This window comes from Streptomyces sp. NBC_01341 (genome assembly GCF_035946055.1).
Taxonomy (GTDB): Bacteria; Actinomycetota; Actinomycetes; order Streptomycetales; family Streptomycetaceae; genus Streptomyces.
In genome coordinates this window covers 2,191,608-2,214,456 of the sequence record NZ_CP108364.1, presented here as the reverse complement: position 1 = coordinate 2,214,456, position 22,849 = coordinate 2,191,608, and the positions used below count along the sequence as shown (strand labels likewise).

The 22,849-nt window shown below is 72.3% G+C and carries 14 protein-coding genes; 10 read left to right on the top strand and 4 right to left on the bottom strand.

What is annotated here, in order from left to right; all coding sequences use genetic code 11:
* Window positions 1–6 precede the first annotated feature (6 nt).
* Complete coding sequence (locus OG206_RS09410) at window positions 7–3,093, top strand: glycoside hydrolase family 3 N-terminal domain-containing protein (RefSeq protein ID WP_327114206.1); 3,087 nt, start codon at window positions 7–9, stop codon at window positions 3,091–3,093.
* 79 nt (window positions 3,094–3,172) lie between these two features.
* Window positions 3,173–4,561: a hypothetical protein gene (locus OG206_RS09405; protein WP_327114204.1), complete on the top strand. Its 1,389-nt coding sequence runs from the start codon at window positions 3,173–3,175 to the stop codon at window positions 4,559–4,561.
* A 63-nt stretch (window positions 4,562–4,624) separates the two neighbouring features.
* Here the strand turns inward: OG206_RS09405 and OG206_RS09400 are convergent, their stop codons facing one another.
* Window positions 4,625–5,212 (bottom strand): MSMEG_1061 family FMN-dependent PPOX-type flavoprotein, encoded by a 588-nt coding sequence (locus OG206_RS09400; RefSeq protein ID WP_327114202.1) that lies wholly within the window; start codon window positions 5,210–5,212, stop codon window positions 4,625–4,627.
* A gap of 183 nt (window positions 5,213–5,395) precedes the next feature.
* On the opposite strand from OG206_RS09400, the gene ppk2 reads away from it, so the two are divergent.
* Entirely contained in the window at window positions 5,396–6,346 is a 951-nt protein-coding gene (gene ppk2, locus OG206_RS09395) for a polyphosphate kinase 2 (RefSeq protein ID WP_327114200.1), read from the top strand.
* A 66-nt stretch (window positions 6,347–6,412) separates the two neighbouring features.
* Here the strand turns inward: ppk2 and OG206_RS09390 are convergent, their stop codons facing one another.
* A complete protein-coding gene (locus OG206_RS09390; RefSeq protein ID WP_327114198.1) occupies window positions 6,413–8,671 on the bottom strand; it encodes an eCIS core domain-containing protein in 2,259 nt (752 codons plus the stop codon).
* 194 nt (window positions 8,672–8,865) lie between these two features.
* Complete coding sequence (locus tag OG206_RS09385; RefSeq protein ID WP_327114197.1) at window positions 8,866–11,805, bottom strand: helix-turn-helix transcriptional regulator; 2,940 nt, start codon at window positions 11,803–11,805, stop codon at window positions 8,866–8,868.
* A gap of 128 nt (window positions 11,806–11,933) precedes the next feature.
* Here OG206_RS09385 and OG206_RS09380 point away from each other — a divergent pair, with 128 nt between their 5' ends.
* The 3 genes from OG206_RS09380 (at window position 11,934) to OG206_RS09370 (ending at window position 15,674) form a co-directional block, all read left to right on the top strand.
* Window positions 11,934–12,572 (top strand): helix-turn-helix transcriptional regulator, encoded by a 639-nt coding sequence (locus tag OG206_RS09380; RefSeq protein ID WP_327114195.1) that lies wholly within the window; start codon window positions 11,934–11,936, stop codon window positions 12,570–12,572.
* 280 nt (window positions 12,573–12,852) lie between these two features.
* A complete protein-coding gene (locus OG206_RS09375) occupies window positions 12,853–13,542 on the top strand; it encodes a DUF4255 domain-containing protein (RefSeq protein ID WP_327114193.1) in 690 nt (229 codons plus the stop codon).
* Window positions 13,539–15,674 carry an ATP-binding protein gene (locus OG206_RS09370; protein ID WP_327114191.1) on the top strand — a complete coding sequence of 712 codons (2,136 nt, stop codon included), beginning with the start codon at window positions 13,539–13,541 and terminating at the stop codon, window positions 15,672–15,674. The genes OG206_RS09375 and OG206_RS09370 overlap by 4 nt, the downstream gene beginning before the upstream one ends.
* A gap of 75 nt (window positions 15,675–15,749) precedes the next feature.
* On the opposite strand, the gene OG206_RS09365 is transcribed toward OG206_RS09370, so the two are convergent.
* Window positions 15,750–17,279, bottom strand: coding sequence for a COG1470 family protein (locus OG206_RS09365; RefSeq protein WP_327114189.1), 1,530 nt, complete (start codon window positions 17,277–17,279; stop codon window positions 15,750–15,752).
* A gap of 343 nt (window positions 17,280–17,622) precedes the next feature.
* On the opposite strand from OG206_RS09365, the gene OG206_RS09360 reads away from it, so the two are divergent.
* From OG206_RS09360 to OG206_RS09345, 4 genes are all read left to right on the top strand, one after another.
* Complete coding sequence (locus OG206_RS09360) at window positions 17,623–19,239, top strand: phage tail sheath family protein (RefSeq protein WP_327114187.1); 1,617 nt, start codon at window positions 17,623–17,625, stop codon at window positions 19,237–19,239.
* A gap of 75 nt (window positions 19,240–19,314) precedes the next feature.
* Window positions 19,315–19,758, top strand: coding sequence for a phage tail protein (locus OG206_RS09355; protein ID WP_033298593.1), 444 nt, complete (start codon window positions 19,315–19,317; stop codon window positions 19,756–19,758).
* A complete protein-coding gene (locus OG206_RS09350; protein ID WP_327114182.1) occupies window positions 19,758–20,240 on the top strand; it encodes a hypothetical protein in 483 nt (160 codons plus the stop codon). The genes OG206_RS09355 and OG206_RS09350 overlap by 1 nt, the downstream gene beginning before the upstream one ends.
* Entirely contained in the window at window positions 20,237–20,395 is a 159-nt protein-coding gene (locus tag OG206_RS09345; protein ID WP_327114180.1) for a DUF6760 family protein, read from the top strand. Before OG206_RS09350 ends, OG206_RS09345 begins: the two co-directional genes overlap by 4 nt.
* Window positions 20,396–22,849: the final 2,454 nt, after the last annotated feature.

The following is a 22,849-nucleotide window of genomic DNA, read 5'->3' as shown; positions in this document are numbered from 1 at the left end:
CCGCCCATGCCCAGCACGCCGCACCACCGCTCACGTCACCGCGCGAGACCGGCCACGGCCGCGCTCGCCGCCGCCACCGTCCTCGCCTCGCTGCTCGCCGGGGCGGTCCCCAGCGCGGCGGCCGACGCCGACGAGCCCGCACCGGTCCTCGTCGACCGCTTCGAGGGGGAGGTCCCCCTCGGTAACCCGCCCGCCGACTCCCTGTTCACCTGGGGCGGCGACGCGGACGACCACCCCGCCCTGACGTTCGAGGAGCGCGCCGACGCCCCCGAGGGCGACAAAGTGCTCCAGGGCACCTACGACATCAGCGCGTGGGGAGGACTCAGCCACGAGTTCGCCGTCGACCAGCCCCCGAAGGACTGGACCGCGCACAAGGGCATCCGCTTCTGGTGGTACGGGCAGAACACCGCGCCCCTGCCGCCCGGTTCGGGCAAGCGGATCAACTTCGAGATCAAGGACGGCGGGGCGAACGGCGGCGCCTCCGAGCTGTGGACGACGTCCTTCACCGACGACTGGGAGGGCTGGCACCAGGTCGAGATCCCCTTCGCGGACTTCGTCTACCGGACCGACTACCAGCCCGTCGGCGGCATCGACCAGGTCCTCGGCCTGAACGAGATGTGGGGCTACGCCGTCACCCTCCCGACCGGCGCCCCCGGTTCCTTCGCCATGGACGCGGTCGAGCTGTACGGCAAGGCCGACCCGGCCCTGAAGTCGGGCGTCGTGGTCGACAACGCCGTCCACCCGGTCACCGAGGGCGGCAGGGCCGACATCAGGATCTCCGTCGCGACCACCGGTTCCCTGCCCACCGAGGAGCCCGTCACCGTCGCCTGGACCACCAAGGGCGGCAGCGCGGAACCCGGCAAGGACTACACACCGGTCACCGGCACGCACACCTTCCCCGCGGGCACCGCCTCCGGCACCGCACACACGGTCTCCGTGGCCACCACCGAGGACCGGGGGGCCGAGCCGGCGGAGACGATCCCGCTGGAGCTCACCGTCACCGGCGCCAAGGCGCCGAAGGAGAACCCCCAGGTCGTCATCGACGCCCACGGGCTGCCCTACCAGGACGCGAAGCTTCCCGTGAAGAAGCGCGTGGCGGACCTGCTGTCACGCATGTCCCCGGCCGAGAAGGCCGGGCAGATGACCCAGGCCGAGCGCAACGCGCTCCGTTCGCAGGGCGACATCGCCACGTACGGCCTCGGCTCGCTGCTGTCCGGCGGGGGCTCCGTGCCGACCCCGAACACGGCGGCGGCCTGGGCGAAGATGGTCGACGCCTACCAGCTGCGCGCGCAGGCGACCCGCTTCCAGATCCCGCTGATCTACGGCGTGGACGCGGTGCACGGCCACAACAACGTGATCGGCTCGACGATCATGCCGCACAACATCGGCATCGGTGCGGGCCGCGACCCGGAGCTCGCGGGCAGGACGGGCGCCGTCACCGCCAACGAGGTGCGGGCCACCGGCATCCCGTGGGACTTCGCCCCCTGCGTCTGCGTCACCCGCGACGAGCGCTGGGGCCGTTCCTACGAGGCGTACGGTGAGGACCCCGCCCTGGTCGGGGCCATGGAGACGGTCATCACCGGCATGCAGGGCAGCCCGTCGGGCAAGGACCTCGCCCGCAACGACAAGGTCCTGGCCAGCGCCAAGCACTTCGTCGGCGACGGCGGTACGGAGTTCGGCTCGTCCACCACCGGCTCGTACACCATCGACCAGGGGGTCACCAAGGTCACCCGCCAGGAACTCGAGGCCGTGCATCTCGCACCCTTCGCCGAGTCGGTGAAGCGGGGCGTCGGCACCGTCATGCCGTCCTACTCCTCGCTGGACGTCATCGGCGACGACGCCGGACCCGTGAAGATGCACGCCAACGCCGAGATGATCAACGGTGTGCTCAAGGACCGGATGGGCTTCGAGGGCTTCGTCATCAGCGACTGGCAGGCCATCGACCAGATACCCGGTGACTACGCCAGTGACGTCCGCACCTCCGTGAACGCCGGTCTCGACATGATCATGGTCCCGACCGCGTACCAGGACTTCACGAAGACGCTCCAGGACGAGGTCACCGCCGGCCGGATCGGCCGGGCCCGGATCGACGACGCGGTCTCCCGGATCCTGACGCAGAAGTTCCGCCTCGGCCTCTTCGAGAAGCCGTACGCCGACACGTCGAACCTGGATGACGTCGGCTCCGCCGCGCACCGCGCGGTCGCCCGGGAGGCGGCGGCCAAGTCCCAGGTGCTCCTGAAGAACGACGGAGCCGTGCTCCCGCTCAAGGCCTCGCAGAAGGTGTACGTGGCCGGCTCCAACGCCGACGACCTCGGCAACCAGGCCGGCGGCTGGACCATCAGCTGGCAGGGCGCCTCCGGCGCGACCACCACGGGCACGACGATCCTGAAGGGCATCGAGAAGAACACCCCTTCGGCCACCTTCTCCAAGGACGCCTCGGCCCCGACCGAGGGGTACGACGCCGGAATCGTCGTCGTCGGCGAGAAGCCCTACGCCGAGGGCATCGGTGACGTGGGCAACGGTCACGACCTGGAGCTCACCGACGCCGACAAGAGGGCCGTCGACACGGTCTGCGCCGCGATGAAGTGCGCCGTCCTCGTCGTCTCCGGCCGCCCCCAGCTCATCGGGGACCGGCTCGGCGACATCGACGCACTGGTGGCGTCCTGGCTGCCCGGCACCGAGGGCGACGGCGTCGCCGACGTCCTCTACGGCAAGCGGGCCTTCACCGGGCAGCTGCCGGTGACCTGGCCGAAGTCGGAGTCGCAGCTGCCGGTCAACGTCGGCGACGCGACGTACGACCCGCAGTTCCCCTACGGCTGGGGGCTGACCACCCTGAAGAAGGTCCCGTCCGGCGGCGAGGCGACGCTCACCGCACTCGCCCTCGCCGCGCAGCTCGCCGAGCACGCCGGCCTCGGGAGGACCCCGGCGGGCAAGGAGATCGTGGACCGGGCGAGGCTGCTGGTCCAGCAGAAGGCCGGCGGGAAGCTGACAGCGGCGGTCTCCAAGCCGTTCGCCGAGGCCGACCACCTGCTGCTCACCGGTGACCTGACCGGTGCGGTGGCGAAGCTCCGCGCGGCGTACCGCGCCGTGTAACGGCACGAAGCCGCGTAACAGCACGAAGGGGACCCGGGCGGGCGACGCATTCATCGCCCGTTCGGGTTACTTTCGGAGTATGCGGAAGAGGCTGTTCGCCCCCTTGTGGGCCTGCCTGCTGCTGATTCTCTCGGCGGCCGTGCTGGCCCTGTCCCCGGCCGCCCAGGCCGCCACCTCCACCATCGACGACGCGGCCCGCGCGCTGCGCCAGGGCCCGGTCTACGTGGACCCGGCGGCTGCCGGCCAGCTCACGGCCTCGCAGGAGGCCGCCCTGGAGAAGAAGATCAAGGACGCCGACAAGCCGGTCTTCGTGGCCGTGCTGCCCGCGACGTCCCAGTTCCCGCCCGACAACCTCCTGCGGAACCTGCGCAGCGACACCGGGATCACGGGCGTCTACGCGGTGCGCCTCGGCGACGGGTTCAGCGCGGGCGCGGACCCCCAGGTGATGCCGACCCGGGCCGTGCAGAACCTCACCACGGCCGTGAAGGCCCCCGGAACGGACACCGACGCCGCGACCCAGCTCAACGCCTTCGTCGACAGTGCGCTCGACCAGGCCAGGGGCAGCGCCCCGGCCTCCTGGTCCGGCGGCAGCGCCGGGGACGGCTCCGCGAGCGGCGCACCCGCGGCAGGCCTGATCGTCCTGGGCGGCGTCGTCGTGGCCGGTGGAGCCATCGCGTTCACGGTCGTCCGCCGGAACAGGAGGCGCAAGGAGGAGGAGGAGCGGGTCGCTCTCGAACGGCTGCGCGTCGTCGTGGACGAGGACATCACGGCGTACGGCGAGACGCTGGACCGGCTGGACTTCAAACCGGGGGAGGCGGGTGCCACCGACGCGATGCGCGCCGACTACGAACGCGCGCTGGACTCCTACGAGGACGCCAAGGCCCGCATGGGCAACGCCCACCACCCCTCCGACGTGCGCGGAGTCACCAAGGCCCTGGAGGACGGGCGGTTCTCCCTCGCCGTCCTGGACGCACGGCGCAAGCACCATGAACTGCCGGCTCGCCGGCCGCCCTGCTTCTTCGACCCGCGTCACGGGCCCTCGGTCGCCGACGTCATGTGGACCCCGGTCGGCGGAGCGGCGCGTGAGGTCCCGGTCTGCGGCGCCGACCGGACGCGGCTGCGGGAGGGCGACGACCCGATGAGCCGCACGGTCGACGTCGGCGACGGCCGCCGCCGCCCGTACTGGGAGGCCGGCCCGGCCTACGGCCCCTGGGCCGGAGGCTACTTCGGCGGTGGTCTGCTGCCCGGCCTCCTGATCGGCACCGTGCTGGGCTCCGCGCTCTCCACCCCGGCCTACGCGGCCGAGTACGGCGGAGGCGACTTCGGCGGAGGCGACTGGAGCGGCGGAGACGTGTCCGGGTCCGACTTCGACTCCTCCGGCTTCGGCGGGTTCGGAGACGGCGGCGGCTTCGGTGACGGCGGTGGTTTCGGCGGAGGCGGCGGATTCGACGGGGGCGGCGGGTTCTGAGGGCCCGGAGCCGCGAGCGGCCCGTCCCGCCTCCGGAGCCTGCTCGGCCCCGGGGGGGTCAGCTCACCGGGCGGCGGCTCCGCGCGCGGGCCGCTCCTCCCACGTCTCCGGTGACCACACACCCGAACGCTTGAGCGATGCCGGGCAGTGCGGGTATATCTCGTCGATGTCCACGACCAGGGCGAGGTCGGGGCGCCTGCCCTTGACCTTCATCTCGTCGAAGACCGGAGCGTCCGTGAGGATCCGGGCCCGGCCGTTGATCCGCAGCACCGTCATGGCGCCCGGTATCAGGTACAGCAGGCCCACGTGCGGGTTGACCAGGATGTTGTGGAAGCTGTCCCCGCGCCGGTTGCCCGGCAGGTCGGGCATCACGAGCGTCCGCGCGTCCAGGACCCGGGTGAATCCGGCCTCGCCGCCCCGCGGGGACGTGTCACAGTTCCCGTCGGCGTCCGAGGTGGACACGGCGCAGAACGGCGAGCGGGCCAGCAGGTCGACATCGGCCTCGGTCAGCTCGTCGTGGACCTTCTCGATCACGATGGGCCACGGTTCGCCCAGGATCTCGCGCAACTGCTCGGCCGACTCCAGGGGCACGGCTCCGGCCAGTGGGCCCCCGTTGCCGACGGGGGCGGCCTCGGTCACGGCGTTCGACAAGGGGTTCTCCGTACCTCATGGGGGCGCGGCAGCGGGGCGCTGACCTGGCACTGTTAGGTTCACCTTACTTTCGTGTGCGGGTGCGTCCGCTCCCGGGGGGCGGTGCGCCCGCACCCCGTCGCGGCGCACGCCCCACGCGCCACCTGGTGGCGCGGGGGGCGAACGGGTGACAGGCTTGGCCGGATGGACCGTGACCGGTTGGAGAAGCAGCTTCTGGACGGCCTGACCGTCGACACGAGCAGGCCGGAACAGCCCGTCCTGCTCGACGACGCGGGCGAGCCGATAAAGACCTGGCGCGAGAACTACCCGTACGACCGCAGGATCCGGCGCAGGGAGTACGAGCGGACCAAGCGCATCCTGCAGATCGAGCTGCTGAAACTCCAGCGGTGGACCAAGGACACCGGCGCCCGCGTCGTGGTCGTGTGCGAGGGACGCGACGCGGCCGGCAAGGGCGGCACCATCCAGCGGTTCACCGAGCGCCTCAACCCGCGTGGCGCGCGCATCGTCGCCCTGGACAAGCCCACGGACCGCGAGCGGGGGCAGTGGTACTTCCAGCGCTACGTGGCCCACCTGCCCGGGCCCGGCGAACTCGTGTTCTTCGACCGCTCCTGGTACAACCGGGCGGGCGTCGAACGCGTCATGGGTTTCTGCACCCCGCCGGAGTACGAACTCTTCCTGAAGCAGTGCCCGGCCTTCGAGGAGATGCTCGTCGACGACGGCGTCATCGTGGTCAAGTTCTGGTTCTCCGTCTCCCGCGCCGAGCAGCGCACCCGCTTCGCCATCCGGCAGGTCGACCCGGTGCGCCAGTGGAAGCTGTCGCCCACGGACATCGACTCACTCGACCGCTGGGACGACTACACCACGGCGAAGATCGACATGTTCCGCGCGACCGACACCGCGCACGCGCCCTGGACCGTGGTCAAGAGCAACGACAAGCGCCGGGCCCGTCTCGAGGCCATGCGCAGCCTCCTCGCCCGCGTCGACTACACGGCGAAGGACCCCGACGCGGTCGGCAAGCCGGACCCCCTCATCGTGGGCGCCGCCGCCACCCTTCTGGAACCGGGCGAGGAGGACACCGCTCTCTCGCCGACGCGCCTCGTACCCCATTCCGACGGCCCGGGGCAGCACCCGTAGACCCAGGTCCGCCTGGAACGGTACTCGGGGCTGCGGGTGGCGGTGACGTCGCCGCTGACGGTCGCGTCAGCGGCGACTGCGCCCCCGAGGCGCGTCGAACGAGTCGGCACCGTACAGGGGGCCCTCGTCCCATTCGGGTTCGGCGTAGCTGGTGGGGCGGAACGTGCTACGGCCGCTGTCCGTGATGAACGGCGTCCGGGAGGACGAGGGCCGACGGCTGCGGCCGCGTTCCCGCCGCGGTTCGAGGCCGATCGGTCCGGCTCCGTAGGAGACGTCGTCGTCGAGGATGAGGGGACGGCCGCTGGTCATGCCGGATGGTGCCCGGCTCGCCTCGCGCCGACGGCTGTGGCTGCGGCCGCGTTCGCGCCGGGGCTCGGCGTCGATCGGTCCGGCTCCGTAGGAGACGTCGTCGTCGAGGATGAGGGGACGGCCGCTGGTCATGCCGGAAGGTGCCCGGCTGGGCGCGCGCCGTCGGCTGCGGCTGCGGCTGCGGTCCCGCTCGGGTTCGGGCTCGAACGATCCCGCGCCGGCGGGGCGACGGCTCCTCCTGCGAGACCTCGTCCCCTCGTCCGCGGAGTCGTTGATGTAGCTGGGGGCGACACTGCCGCGGCGGCGCCGGTGACCGCTGCTCGCGGGTTGCTGACTGCCGAAGTACTCGTCCTCGTCGTCCACCGCGGCGTAGTTGACGGGGGCGGCGGTGTGCGGGCGGCGGCCCGTAGTGCTCAGGGGCGGCCGGCTCGACCTGCGCCGACGGGCGGGGGCAGGAGCCCGGCTCGCACGGCTCCTGCTCCGGCTGCGGTAGGAAGGATCGGGGTCCTCCTCGGGACTGTTGCTGCGCCGGTCCGACTCCATCACGTACGTCTTCCGGCGGTCTGCCACGGCGGCACCCACGTCCCTGGTGGACTGCCGGTGACCGTAGCCGTACCTCTCGAGGTCCGCGTCGTCGTCGGAGTGCTCGGCCGCGAGCCTCATGCCCTCCGGCACGCCCTTGCGGTTCTCCATGCCGTAGAAGCCGTTGTGCGTGCCCGACTTCGCGTACTTGGACGGATGTGGCGTGGTGACACTCACCGTCACGTCGTCGCGGCCGGCGCGTCCGGGAAGTCTGCCGGTGTCCCTGATGAGTTCCTGGGTGGAGTAGCCGCGAGTCCCCCGTGGCACACGCGGCATCTGGAAGTGGATGTTGGCGTTCGGCCCGACATCGCGGAAACGGTCGGCGGCCTCGGGCCGGCTCAGGTCGACGTTGTTGAGGACGGGGACCCCCAGCCGCCGCAGATCCTCGCGGTTGTTCTCGTACTCCTGGTAGTCGGGCTGTTCCTCGAACGTGGTGGCGGCCATCCTGCGTGCCTGGCTGGGATCCCGGCGCACCCGCGCCCGCGCCCCGGACAGGTCGGCCTCCGAGAGGAGGATCCGGTCCCGGTCGTGCAGATTCTCCTCGGGCGGGCGGGTCCGCCCCTCCGGGTGAAGGCCGCCCACCGTGGCCCGGGGGCCCCTGATCTGTTCGGGGTACACGTGGATGCGCCCCTGTGAGGTGTCGAAGATCTCCGTGCCGCCCGACGAGGACCTGACGTACCTGCCGACGACCGGGCCGCGCCCGCCGTCCACCTCGAACATCTGGCCGCGGTCCGCCTCGTACATCCTCCGGCCGCCGCCGGACATCATGCGGGCCACGGCGATACCGCCGCCGCTACGAGCCGGCGTGGCCGTTCCGGCGGAGGCGCCCGATCCGGGGCCGGACAGGTCGGGCATGGCTCCCCGTGCCATCCTCCTGCCGTTCGCCGAGGCATGGCGCTCGAACGGATCGTCCTGGTGGGAGACCGCCACTCCCGACCCGTTGTCCGTCCCCGCGACAGGCCCCAGGGACTGCTGGCGGACGTGGTCGAGCTCGTGGAACATCGTCTCGTCGTCCGCTCCCTGGGGGCCGACGACGATGTCATGGCCCGTGGTGTAGGCACGGGCGCCGAATTCCGTCGCGGAGCGCTGCGCGACCGGGTCGCTGTGCACCCGCACATGGCGGAAGGACATGCCGTAGCCCTGCTCCGCCCGTTCCAGGAGACGCGAGTCCAGCGGACGGCCCGGGGAGCGAACGGCGTTGACCACCGACGACAGCTGCACGGACGAGGCGTCGGCGGGCTGCTGCCCGGCGGTCTCATGACCGCAGGCGCTGCCGTGCTCGTGCCGTTCCTCCTCGACGGCGCGGGCCACGACCGCGTTTCCCACCGCACGCTGGAGAGCGAGAACGCGTTGCGCGAAGGTGCTCGGCCCCTCGGCACGGGGGCTGCTCTCCCGGCCACCGGCCTGCCCCGCCTGTGCTCTGTATGCGCGCACGGTACTCCTCGCCATTCAACGCCCGATCAGGAATCGTCCACCCCCGCACGTGGTGGGCGGGAGGGCCGCGAGGGCAGGATCCCGGGTATGAGCGGGTGAGGAGGAGGGCCGCAGGGGCAACGGGCGCAGCCCGGCCCCTGCGGACAGGTGGGCCCCCGGCCCCGGGCTCTGTCCCGTGTGCAGGGCGCTGCCCGTCAAGTGGGCTTGTCCCCACCGCTTTTCAGGTCGCGCGGAAGGTCCACTCGCCGCCGTATGCCCAGTTTGCGGTAGGTGCTGGTCAGATGGGTCTCCACGGTACGCCGTGCCAGGTGCAGCAGTGCGGCGATCTCCGCGTTCGTCCGTCCGGCGGCGGCCAGTTCGGCGATGCGGCGTTCACTTACGGTCAGCGAGTCGAGGCCCGTGAGGGAGGTGGTCCTGGGGCGGGCGCCGCCGGCGCGCAGGGCCAGTTCCGCGCGGGCCGACAGCCGGACGGCGCCCAGTCGTTCGGCCGCCATGGCGGCCTCCCTGAGCAGCGGGCGGGCGCTGCGGGCCCGGCCGGCGGCTGTGAGCTGCTGTCCGTGCGTGATGAGCGCCGGGATCAGCTCGGCATCGAGAGATGTGCCGCGCAGGATGCCAACGGCCTCGGCGGTGAGTTCGAGGCCACGTCGGCCGCCGGTGGCCGCGCCGAGGACGCGCAGGGCACGGCCCCTGACCCGGGGCGTGTCCCATATGGCGGCGTACCGGCTCTCCTCCTCGGCGAGCGCGAGGGCCTCGGGCGTTTCTCCCAGGAGGAGAAGGCATTCGGCGGCGGCCGAGCGCCACGGTGTGACGACGGGGTTCTCCACGTCGCGACCGGACTGGCGCCTTCCGCACTCCCGGAAGTCGTCCAGGGCGCCCGCCGGATCGCCGACGGACGCGCGCAGGACGCCTCGCGCGTAGAGGAAACGAATCTGCTCCCATCCGTCCTGCGCAGTTCCGACTTCCACCCCGGCGACGAGCTGTTCGGCCTCGGAAGGGCGCCCGCACTCGACGAGTGCGATGACGCGGTGGGCCAAGAAGTTGCTCGCACCGGTATGCGAGGAGTCGCCCGGACCCTGGGAACCGTGGGCGGTCTCCTCCAGTACCCACCCATGACGGCCGCGTGCGGCCGCGGTGTCCACCCGCGCGTTGAGCAGTGACCGGTGGACGGGGTGCAGCGGCGACAGCCAGTGCTCGGTCAGCCCGGACCTGATGATGCGTTCGGCGTCGTCCGGCGCGTCGGCCCACTGCGCCACGGCGGCTGCCGCACCCAGGAGATAGGGCACCAGCAGCGGATCCTCCGGGGCCGCCAGCAGCCGCCGGGTCTGTCGCATGGCCGACTCGGCGGACAGCAGTCCGGCCGTCGACTCGTACCTGATCAGCAGGGCACGCAGGGCCGGGCTGATCCATTCCGGGGAGCGCTCGGCACGTTCGCGCAGCCGGGTGTGGACGGCGCGCCGGATCTCCGGGTCGTGGTCCGAGAAGAAGGCCGACGCCGTGTGGATCGTACGGGCGAGGACGGGTTCCCCGTCCAGCGCGCCCAGATCGCGCATGACGTCGAGTGCGGCGTGCGGCTTGCCCCGGCTGGCCAGGGCGTTGCCCAGGTGGACCGCCGCCAGCACCCGGTCCCTGGGCTCCTCCTGGAGGCGCAGAGCCTCGGCCAGGCTGCGTATCCCGCCGTTCCGTAAGGTGGCGAACTCCAGTTCGCCGAGTTCCGTGAGTACCGCGGCCCGGCGCTCACGCGGCATCGGTTCGTCCAGCGCGCGGCGCAGATAGTGCCCGGCGGCGTCGGTCCTGCCCGCCCTGGACGCGCCGGCCGCCGCGTCGAGGAGTGCCTTGGCGACGCGTTCCGTGCCGCCGGGGGTGGTCCGCAGGAGATGGCCGGCCACCGCTTCGACCCCGTGGCCCCGGCGCTGGCGCAGCTCGGCCGCACGGAGGTGCAGGGCCTGCCGGTCCGAGCGTGGCAGGCCGTCGAGGACCGCTCCTCGCAGCAGGGGGTGCGCGAAGCGCGGGACGCCGGTGCCGGGGGTACGGCACAGGAGTCCGAGCCGGATCATCGCGGTGATCCAGCCGTCGACGCGGTCGGGGTCGGCACGAGTGAGCTCGGAGAGGAAGTCACCGAATTCTTCGCCGGCACCGTGGCCCGGTCCGGGGTCTACGTGCGCGGCGGGTCCCGGGCGGGTTCCGGGCAGCCCGGAACCCGCCCGGGGCCCGTAGTCCTTCTCGTCGTGCCGTGCCGAGTCCTCCAGTTCGGCGAGCGCGCGGGCCACCGTGGTGCTTCCTGGGCCCGCGCTCCTCAGCCACCACGAGACCGCCGTCACGAAGGCCCCCGGGTACAGCTCGGCGCAGTTCTCGGGCAGCACGGGCTCCGGGGCGCCGCCCTTCGCGGCTCCGTGCGGGAAGACCGCCCGCAGGTCGTCGAGGAGCGCCCGCAGCAGCAGCGGGTTGCCGGCGCTCGCCCGTACGCAGCCGTCCACCCAGGCGTCGCCCGTGTCCGGGCCCAGGGCGCCGCGTACGAGCTCCTCTGCGGCGGGACGGCTCAGGGGCGCGACCGCGTGCATCCGGACCACGCCCGGGGGCAGGGAGTACGCGAGGCCCGGTTGCGGCGGGGCGATGTCGTACTGACTGCGCTCGGTCACGACCATCACGACCGGCATCCCGGTCAGCCGCCGGGCGCCCTCGGCCAGCCAGCGGCGGGAGGCCTGGTCGGCGAGGTGCGCGTCGTCGACGGCGACGAGCAGGGATGACGCGGCCGCGTACTCGCAGAGCAACTGCCACAGGTGGTGCGGGGTCTTAGGGGTGTCGTCCTGGAGACCGCCGTGATCGTGCGGTGAACCGAGGAGCTGGGTGACGAGGCCGAGGGGGATTCCGGAGCTCTCGGCGGAGGCATGGGCCCTCAGCACCCGCATGCCGCGCTTCGCGCCCAGGCCGGCGGCGGCCTCCAGCAGTGTGCTGCGGCCCGTACCGGTGGGCGCCCGGAACAGGACGAGCCGTCCGGATCCTTCGATGGCCCGGTCGGCCTCCGCCGCCAGCAGGTCGAGTGCGGACTCGCGTTCGAGCAGTCCGGCAATGGCGGGGCTCGGGGCCGACGGCGGGACCGGTGGACACCGCCGTGGCTGACTCGACAACGCCGTCATGGGGACGTGCCGCCGATCTCGTGGTCGGTCTCGTGGTGGACCACGTTGTGGTCGTCCTTTCGGCGAAGGAAGTATGGAAGGAGCAGGAACGATGTGTTCCGTCGAGCAGGACGCGAGGACGTGCAGGCATGGTTCATCGGGCCCCGGTCAGAATCCCCGTCGAGGTCCACGCGTCGGACCCGCTGTCCCTGGACGGCGCGGTCAGCCAGCTCCGCCGGCACGCCGAGGTGGAGCTGATCGACGAGGGCGCGGCCCGGCCGGGCACGGTGGCGGTCCTGCTGGCCGAGGCACTGGATGAACCCACGCTTTCCCGGCTGAGGCGGCTGACGCGGGCGGACGGCACCAGGACCGTCCTCGTCACGAGCCTGATCCGCGAGGCGGAACTGCTCCAGGTGATCGAGTACGGAGTGGGCGCGATCGTCTGGCGGCGCGAGGCCACCGGCCACCGCCTCCTCCGAGCGGTCCTGGCCGCCTCCCGAGGCGACGGTGACCTGCCCTCGGACCTGTTGGGCCGGCTGATGGTCCAGGTCGGCACGTTGCAGCGCGGCGCGACCAGCGTGTCGGGCGCCACGGCATCCGGCCTGGCGCCACGCGAGGTCGATGTGCTCCGACTGGTCGCCGAGGGAATGGACACCGGGGAGATTGCCAGCAAACTGTCGTACTCCGAACGCACGGTCAAGAACGTCATGCACGGTCTGACGACCCGGCTACAGCTCCGTAACCGTGCCCACGCCGTGGCATATGCCTTGCGTGAAGGCTACATCTGATGGTCCGTCCGCCGACGCAAGGGCCCTGAGGGCATGAGCCGGGCGACGTGGGGGCGGCGGCAGTGCCCCTTGATCGTCCCCCGGGTGCCTCGCGGGTCCGGTGTCCTGACGGCGACGATGGACCGGGGCGCTCCGCGCCGAGGCCTGCCCGTGTCCGGACGGAACACGGACGGCTCGGCCGAGTGAGGTGACAGGTCAGGAACGAGAAGTCGCCGACCACGAGAGTCCGTTCGGCGACGAGCGGCCGTGACGTGCGGCGGCGGTGAAGGGCAGGGCGACCGTGATCCACGAGGTGGATGACATCCTGAGAGGGCTGCTCATCCGTGGCGCCTTCGCCGGGTCCGACGTCGAGGTCACCTTTGACGCCCCGACGCGCGACTGGGCGTCCCGGCGGAACGCCCCGACCATCGACGCGTATCTCTACGACATCCGTGAGGACACCAAGCGGCGCCAGCGCGGCAAGGTGTCGCTCCGCGACGAGCAGGGGGTCGTCCTCAGGCAGCACCAGCCGCCGCGCTGGTTCCGGCTGTCGTATCTCGTCACGGCCTGGACCAAGCGGCCGCAGGACGAGCACCGGATGCTTTCGGCCGTCCTGCACACGCTGCTGCCCAAGGAGATCCTCCCGCCGGAGGACCTGACCGGCACGCTCGCCGGGCTCGGCCTGTCCGTCCCGCTGACCGTCGCGGGGCTGCACACGGAGGCGCGCTCGCTCGCGGACATCTGGTCCGCGCTCGGTGGCGAACTCAAACCCTCGCTCGACGTGGTGATCACCGCGCCCTTCCTGGCGTACCCCGAATACAGGGTCGGTCCGCCCGTCACGGAAGGGCTCGGTGTCGAGGTGCGGGGGACGGACGGGCGGCCCGACGACAGCCCCGTGCGCCACCACAGTGCGGACCAGGTCGAAGCCGCCAAGGACGATTTCGCGAAGAAGCACGGCACGTCCGCGACGCTCCAGGGGCAGCCGAAGTGAACGACTCCTCCCCGCTGCTCGAACGGCTCGCGGGACTGCGCGAGCGCGTGGCCTCCCTCGTCGAGCGTCGCAGTGCCACCGACCCGACGGCCGGCGACCCGATGCGCGGGATGTATCTGACGGACGACGCGGTACGGCACCTGCTGTTCGGGAGCACGGGACCCGAGCATCCCTCAGGTCCCGACGAGCCGGAGGAGCCGGAGGAGCCGGAGGAGCCGGACCGGTCGGGGGATCCGCGGGAGCCGGACAGGTCCGAGCCGTCCGACGACGACCGCCTCCACTGGCTCGCCCACTGGCTGCGTCTCAGCCCCCTCGACACCCAGATTCTGCTGATCGCGCTGGCACCCGACCTGGACCGCACGTTCGAGCCGCTGTACGGCTACCTCAACGACGACGTCACACGACGCCGGGCGACCGTCGGGCTCGCCCTCGACCTGTGCGGGGTGCCCGCGCACTCCGCCGCGGGGCGGTCCCGGTTCCATCCGGCGGCTCGGCTGCTCGCACGTGGGCTGATCGAGGTGGACGATCCCGAACGCCCCTTCCTCAGTCGCTCCTTGCGCGTCCCCGACCGGGTTGTGGCCCACCTCCTCGGCGACGACACCCCGGATCCCGCGCTGGACGGGACCGTGCTCCCGCTTCCCTGCCCGCCCGTCGAAGTGGACGCGGAGAGCCCGGAGGGTGCGACGAGCACCGGCCCGGCTCACGACGTCGACCCGCTCCTGCGGAGGCTGGCCGAGCAGCTCGCCGCGCGCCCGCTCACCGTCTACCTGCGCGAGCACCGCGGCGGTGACGGGCTCGCATTCGCCACCGTCGCCCTCGGCGCGGCCGGTATCCCGGGCCTGCATCTCGTCCCGGGGGAACGCTCCGGGGACCACCGCCCCGAGGAACACGGACCGGCGGAACGCACGACAGCGCCGCGCCTCCCGTACCGGGAACTGCTCCGCGAAGCGCGGCTGACGGGCCACGCGATCGTGGTGACCTCGCTGCCCGAGAACCCCGAGGAGCTGATCCGGGCGCTCGCGGTGCCCGACGTCCCCGTGCTGTTCGCGGACCCGCGTCCGTACGACCCGCAGTGGTGCGACAGGGGGCGCGACCCGATCGTGCTGGACACGCCCCGGCAGCGTTCCGGCGACCTCGACGCCTGGCGCAACGCGCTCGGACCCGAGGAGCCGGACTTCGACCTGGCGCCGGTGGTCGCCGCGTACCGGCTCGGCCCCGGCGGGATCGACCGCGCGTCGCGCGCGGCGCTGGACCGCGCCGCGTTCGACGGCACGGAGCTGTCCGCGGGGCATCTGCGGCTCGCGGCCCGCCAGCAGTCCGCGTCAGGTCTCGAGCGGCACGCCCGGCGCATCCGCCCCGACGTCGGCTGGAACGACCTCGTCCTGCCCGAGGGACCGCTGACGCAGCTCAGGGAACTGGTCCTCCGCGCCCAGCACCGCGACCGGGTGCTGGGCGACTGGCGGCTGAGCGCGGGCGGCGGGCGCGGGCGGGGAGTGGTGGGGCTGTTCGCGGGCGATTCCGGTACCGGCAAGACGCTGTCCGCCGAGGTGGTCGCCGGTGAACTCGGTCTCGATCTCTACGTGGTGCAGCTGCCGTCGGTCGTGGACAAGTACGTCGGTGAGACGGAGAAGAACCTGGAGCGGATCTTCACCGAGGCGGACCGTACGGACGCGGTGCTGCTCTTCGACGAGGCGGACGCCGTCTTCGGCAAGCGCTCCGAGGTCAGCAGCTCCAACGACCGCCACGCGAACATGGAGAGCGCCTACCTCCTCCAGCGCCTGGAGTCGTTCGACGGGATCGCCCTGCTGACCACCAACCTGCGCTCGAACATCGACGACGCCTTCACCCGCCGGCTGGACCTGGTGGTCGACTTCCCCTTCCCGGACGAGGAACAGCGCCTGGCGCTCTGGCGGCACAGCCTCGCCCATGTCCCGTGCGCGGACGGCGTCGATCCGGCGTCCTGCGCGGCGGACTTCGAGCTGGCCGGCGGCTCGATCCGCAGCGCGGTCGTCACGGCCGCGTACGCGGCGGCGGGCCGTGGCGACGGCGTGTCGACGGCGGATCTGCTGGCAGGCGCCCGGCGCGAGTACCGCAAGGCGGGCCGGCTGGTCCTCGACGACGCGTCCTGGTAGGCCCCGGTCCCGCGGAGGGCCCGTGGCCTGCCAGGACGGCAGGCCCCGGGCCCCGGACCAGCGGGCGGGGGCTCCCTACGGCATCGGGGCCGGAAGCCAGCCCTTGGCCACCACGGTGCCCGGCGCGTCCTGCGCATGGACCCAGCCCGCCTTCACCTGGTTGAGCGTCAGCTCGTCGAGCACACCGGTCTTCTCGTCGGGGAACTGCCCCTGGTACTCCTTGATCCTGTCGAACAGCGCCTGGCTCGGCTTCTCCTTGAGCTGGACGTGATCGCGCAGGTACTCGATGTTGGCCTTCGTGCACGCGACGGTGACGGCGAGGTCACCGTCGTCGAACTCGCCCTGCGTGCCCCACAGCAGCATGTTCCGGACCCACGGCACCTCGGGGCTCTCCTCGTCCGCGTTCAGCGGCACCGTCTTCGCGGCGACGAAGTGGGAGGCGAGGAGCGCCGTCATCGTGGAGCGGCCCAGGTTGCCGAGCCCGTCGGTCTTGCCCAGTGCACTGAAGGCGCCGTACATGGAGTCGTTGGACTCCTGGAAGCACTTCAGAGCCTGCTGGGTCGCGGCATCGAGCTTGCCCTCCGTGTGCGCGGCGGTCAGCTTGCAGCCGCTCGCCCCCTCGACCAGCCGCACCTGGGCGAACTGTACGAACAGGTTCGGCTTGTCCTCCGACGTGATGGGCAGCGGATTTCGCTCGATCCTCTTCGCCTCCTTCTCGGGCTTCTCCTTCTCGCCGCCACCCGCCCCACCGGGCTCTGCGGAGGGCGCGGGGTCCTGCTTGGGCTTCTGGGCCGGCAGCTTCGGCTGTTCCTCCGGCAGCGCGGTTGCCGCCGCCTGATCGAGTTTCGGCTGCGCGAGGGTGCGCACCGGTGCCTTGTAGGTGAACCAGAGCACGAGGCCGGTGATGGTGAGAGCGAGCAGCAGACTCAGCGTGGTCATCATCCAGAGCGGCAGCAGACTGCGCTGTACGTAGGTCCCGTTCACCGCCAGGGGCTCGAATCCCGAACGCCGCACGGACAGTTCGTAGGGACGCTCCTGCTTCTGTCCCACCCAGGTGACCTGCCGGGGCTTGAGAGTCGCGTCGACGAAGGCCGCGCGGCCGGGCTGGATCTGGACGTTGGCCGGGACGATCTCGTACGAGAGGTCGTCGCTGCTCTTGTCGCCACCCCCGATCGACGCGGTGAGAGTGGTGTTGCCGAGGTTGTCGACGGCCAGCTTGGGCCGGCCCCTGAAGCGCCCCTTGACGGTGTGCGGTACCAGCTCGGCCCGCACCTCCATGAACGTGGTGAAGGTGACGTTCCCCTCGGCGACCGTGGTGGCCTCGGGGTGCTCGGTCGGCAGGATGCGGACACCGTACGGATGTGGTCCCGCGGTCGCGTCCGGGGTGCGGGGCGGAGCGAACGTCAGCTCCACGACTCCGGTGGTCCCTGGAAAGAGCCTGATGGAAGGCGGCTCCACCGTGACGTACGGTGCGACGTCGCCGACCGCCTCGAAGCGGTACTCGTCGACGACGTCGCCTGTGTTGCGCAGACGGAGTCGTACGGTGGTGCTGCTGCCCGGGTCGACCGTGGTCGAGGCGGGCTCCAGAGATGTCCAGGTGGTCACCCGACGGACGCTACTGCGCACGGAGGAGGCGACGTCAGAGGCCGCGGGGTAGTGCCGCTGCCCGAAAGGTATCGCCCGCTGCCCTCGAAACCCCTCGTGTGCGACTCCGGCAAGGGTGCGGGAACCGCACCCCCGGCCGTACTTCACGGGGCGGCGCCCGAGGCCACCTCCGTCACGCCGTGCCAGGAGCCGTGGTGGCGGGAGAGGACCTCGAAGGCTTCCCCGGGTGCCCCTGAGGGCATGTTCGGTGCCCTCGACGAGGCACTGGAGGACGTTTACCCGCTTGCGCCCGAACCGCGAGGGTGAATCCGGTCTTGTATCGGTACCCCGAGGAGAGCAGAGCATGCCGTCTTACCTGTCGCCCGGCGTGTACGTGGAAGAGGTGGCCAGCGGCTCTCGTCCGATCGAGGGGGTCGGTACATCGGTGGCCGCATTCGTCGGCCTGGCGCCCGACGGTCCTCTGAACGAGCCGACGCTGGTGACCAACTGGACCCAGTACGTCGCTTCGTTCGGCGAGTTCACCGACGGCTACTTCCTGGCGCACTCGGTGTACGGCTTCTTCAACAACGGCGGGTCCGCCGCCTACGTGGTCAGGGTGGGCGGGGCGCCCGGAGGAGTGACGGGGGAGGGCACCGGCCCGGTCGGAGCGCAGCGCGGCCGGCCGGCCGTCGCCGGCGGTGCCGCGGCTCCCGCCGCGCTGCCGGCAGGGGAGCCTGCGGCTCTGGGGACGTTCAAGGTGTCGGCCGTCGCGCCCGGGGAGAGCGGCACGATCAGCGTCGAGGTCACGGACGCCGAGGGCGAAGGCCCCGCCGAGCGCTTCCGGCTGGTCGTCAAGGACGGTGCGAAGCCGGTCGAGACCTTCGACGTCTCGGCGAAGAAGAGCGCCCGCAACTACGTGGTCACGCAGGTGAGGGAACGCTCCACGCTGATCTCCGTGCAGGAAGGGGCCGCGGCGTCGCAACTCGCCCGCCCCGACAACCAGACGGTCGCGCTGCAGGCGCCTGCCGCCGCGCAGAACCCCGCCGTCCCGGGCGCGGAGGAGGGCGAGTCGGTCGGTATCGCCGAGTACCTGGGTGACTCCGCGGACCGCACCGGTTTCGGCGGGCTCGAAGCGGTGGACGAGATCTCGATGGTCGCCGTCCCCGACCTGATGGCCGCCTACCAGCGCGGCGCGATCGACCTGGAGGCCGTGAAGGCCGTGCAGCTCGGCCTGATCGCCCACTGCGAACTGATGGGTGACCGGCTGGCGATCATCGACCCGCCGCCCGGCCTCAACGCCAGGCAGATCCGGGTGTGGCGTCAGGAGACGTCCAACTACGACTCGAAGTACGCGGCGCTCTACTACCCGTGGATCAAGGTCTTCGACCCGGCCGGCGGCCAGACCCGGCTCATCCCGCCGAGCGGCCACATCGCCGGTATCTGGGCCCGCAACGATTCCGAGCGCGGCGTGCACAAGGCCCCCGCCAACGAGGTCGTGCGCGGCGCGGTCGACCTGGAGATGCAGATCACCCGGGGGGAGCAGGACCTGCTCAACCCGATCGGCGTCAACTGCATCCGCACCTTCCCCGGCCGCGGCATCCGCGTCTGGGGCGCGCGCACCCTCTCCTCCGACCCGGCCTGGCGTTACCTCAACGTCCGCAGGTACTTCAACTACCTGGAGGAGTCGATCCTCAACGGCACGCAGTGGGTGGTGTTCGAGCCCAACGACCAGGCACTGTGGGCCCGGATCAGGCGGAACATCTCCGCGTTCCTGGTGACGGAGTGGCGCAGCGGTGCGCTGTTCGGTGCCACGCCGGAGGACGCCTACTACGTGAAGTGCGATGCCGAGACCAACCCGCCGGAATCGGTGGACCTGGGACGGGTCATCTGCCAGATCGGCGTCTCGCCGGTCAAGCCCGCCGAGTTCGTGATCTTCCGGCTGGCGCAGTTCTCCGGCGGCAGTGGTGAGCTGGAGGAGTAGACGTCACAGCCCTCGGCCCCGCTCGATCCCCCGTACAACCACAGGTCCCAGCCTCAGTAGAAGGAACGGCTTTTCATGAGTCTCTCCCAGGGTGACGCCCTCACCACCCACAACTTCGGCCTCCAGATCGACGGAGTCATGGTCGAGTACCTCCACGCCGTGGGCGAGGTGGGGATGGAACAGGACGTCATCGAGTACCAGCAGGTCTCGGCGAACGGCCAGCCGATCACCAAGAAGATGCCCGGTGTGAAGAAGGCCGGCGAGACCACCGTCACACGCGGCATGGAGCAGTCCACCGCCTTCACCGAGTGGATCAACGCCTCGCTGCGCGGCGACATGGGCTCGGCCCGTAAGAACGCGAGCATCATCTACATGGACTACCAGTACAACCCGGTCAGGCGTCAGCACCTGCGTAACGCCTGGTGCACCAAGGTGATGGGCGCGGCGGCGACGGCGGGCGAGGCCTCCGTGATGACCGAGACCGTCACGATCGTCTACGAAGAGCTGGTCACCGAGTAATGCGCCGCGGACCTGCCAGGCCCGCCGCCGACGCCGCTGCCGCCACATCCGCTTTCGCGGACGTGGCGGCCCCGGCCGTCGCACCGGCGGAAGCACCCCCTGCACGGCAGCAGTTGCGGACCGAGTTCGCGTTCGAGTTGCCGCGCGGCTACGTGGACGACATGGGAACCGTGCACCGCGAGGGTGTCATGCGACTGGCGACCGCCAGGGACGAGCTGATCCCGCTGCGGGACATGCGGGTGCAGGAGAACCCCGCGTATCTCTCGGTGGTGCTGCTCGGCCGGGTCATCACCCAGTTGGGCACCGTGGCACACATGCACGACGGCGTGGTGGAGAACATGTTCGCCTCCGACCTCGCCTTCCTCCAGGACTTCTACCGTCAGGTCAACGCCGAGGGCCACACCAGGGCCGGCGTGTCCTGCCCGCACTGCGAGCAGCCGTTCGAGGTCGAGCTCGGCGGGAGCCGCCTGGGGGAATCGTGACGTACGCGACCGACCGGATTCATGAGGAGATCGCGTACATCGCCTTCCACTTCCACTGGAACCTGGACGACATTCTGGACCTGGAACACCGTGAGCGGCGGCGGTTCGCCGAGCAGATCGCCACGTTGGTGACGCGTGCTGCGACGGAGCGGTGATGGGCATATTCGACCGGCTCAAGGGCCGGGGCCGGGGTGGCGGTCCGAGCCAGGGCAACGGCCGGGAGCGCGGTGCGGGCGGGGACGGCACGGTGCCGGCCCCCCTTCCCGCGACGTCCGTCGGCGACGGCGCCCCCGCGGGCACCGGTGCCGGTGTTTCCGGTCGGGGCCAGGGCTGGGCGGGTCTGCCGCCGATCCGGCGCGCGATGCCGGCGCCGGGGTGGCAGACGGTCGCGTCCGCGGAATTCGGCGCCTCGCTGACCACCTGGCAGAACCACTCCTTCACGGGGACCCTCTCGCACGCCGTCCTGGACGATGCGCCGACCGGTCTCATCAAGGACACGCAGACGTTCGCCGTGGGGTCCGGTCCGGCAGCCCTCCGTGAGGCCAGGCTCTCCCCGCCGGCCGCCGTCCCCCACGATGACGGAGGAGCCCGCGATCCGGGTGGCCTCGGCGAGCGGCAGGGTCCTTCGGTCCAGCGCGCACGGGGCCCGCGTGTCGCCCCCGTCCGTCCCCGGCCCGCGCCCGCACCTTCGGCGCTGACCCGTGCTTCCATCCCGGCCACAGTCCAGCGCAGGGCCCTGCCCGCGGTGGTGCCGAGCAGGGCGACGTCCGCCCCGGCGGCTGCTGGACCAGGCGCGCGGGAACCGGTGCCGACGTCCGCTCCGGTGCCCGCGCCTACGCCTCCCGCTGCCTCGTCTCCGGCTCGCGCTTCCCGCGCACCCCTCTCTCCGGGCTCCGGGTCTCCGGCTGCCGCTGTTCGTGGCCGGCGCTCGGAGGGAGACCAGGACGGGCCCCGTGGGGGCTCCGCGCGGACCGATGCGCCGGGCCCCCGGCAGCCTGGTCCGACGAGGGCTCCCGAGGCGGCGGCCCCGTCCGACAGGACTCCTCCGGCTCGCACCTCCTCACTCCCCGTCCAGCGACGTGAGGCGAAGGCTCCCGGTCGGGCGCCCGGTCCGGCGGGTTCCGTGCCGCCCCGGCGCTCGTCGCTCGGGCCACCTCTGTCAGGACCTGTGGTCCCGCCGGGACCACGGACAGCGCAGGCCACCCCGGCGCAGGAGCGTCGTGGCGTCACCGCACCCGTCGTGCGACCGTCCTCGCCAGGACCGGAGTCGCCGGCTGGCCCACCGCCTGCGTCCGGCACCGGTGGGAAGGACGGAACACCCCCTGCCCGGACGACACCGGTGGCCCCTCCGGGGGCTGTTGCGCGCCAGGCAGGCGCGCCGGGGGCCGGGCCGTCGGGAGCCGGTACGCCCGGGCCGCGTCCGGCCGTCCGGCCGGGGCTGGGCGCTCCGTCGAGCCGGCCTGTCGCCGGTGAGGCGGCTGCCCCTGCGGTGCGCCGGCAGACCGGCGCCCCTGCTCCCGGCCGCACATCCCCCGTACAACGTTCGTCGGCGGCCGACGGCCGGCCGAGCCCGAGCGTCCCGGCGTCGCCGCCCGCGCGGCCGGCGCCCACGCCCGCTGCCACGCCCGCAACGGCGCCGCCCGTACGGCGCGGCAGCGTCGCAGGCGGCACGTCCTCGGGCGCGCCCCGGCCTGCGAGCACCGTGGCCGGTCCGGATTCCGGGCCGGGCCCCTCCGGATCCGCCGACGCGTCCAGCTCCTCCGGCTCGGGCAGACGTGCGAGCGGCGCGGTGCCGACGCCCGGCACCAGCGCCGGGCCCCCGGTCGTTCCGACGCGCGCGAACTCCGTGGCGCCCGCCGGTCCGGCGGCGGGGAGGACCGGCGGTTCGCCACCGGTGCAGCGGCTCGCTGCCTCAGGGGCGGCCGACCCGGCTGCTCTGCCGACGCCGGGCGGTCCGAGGGATGGGTCCCGCCCGGCCGGCGAACCACCGGTGCGGCGGTCTCCCGCACCCGCACGAGGCCCCGTACAAGCTCCCCACGTCCGTCCCGGTGCTCTCCCGGCGGCCGCCCACGCGGCAGAGGCTCGCCGTTCCCACCCGCCGGCCGCCCCTGGTGCGCCGGTGTCCGGCGCTCCCGTCCGGCCACTGAGCCGCCCCGCCGGGAGCGGCGGCGACACGACCACCCCGTCGCCGGGTCCGGCGCTTCCCGTCGCGGCGAGCGGATCCGGAGCCGTCCGGTCGCCCGCTGCGGCGCCCGTGCAGCGGGCAGCACCGGTGACCGTGCCGGTGCGGCGGCCGGTGACCCCTCCTGTGAGCCGGCCACGGCCGCTGCCGGCAGCGACCGCCGGTCCCGCGATCGGGTCCGACGCCGGGTCCGCGGCACGGGAGCCGGCGCGACCAGTCGCGGCTGACGCATCCGTATCAGGCCGTTCGGGCCACGCGCCGCCCGTGCAGCGGTCGTCCGCGTCCCGGACCTCACCGCCACCCCGGACCCCGCCACGAATCCCCGCGGCCGTCCCCGTCCCGGCCTCCGTCCCTTCTCCGGGCTCCCACAACCGTGCGGCCCGGGCGAGTGCCCTGCCGCCCGTCGTGCGAACGCCCGCCGCGTCCG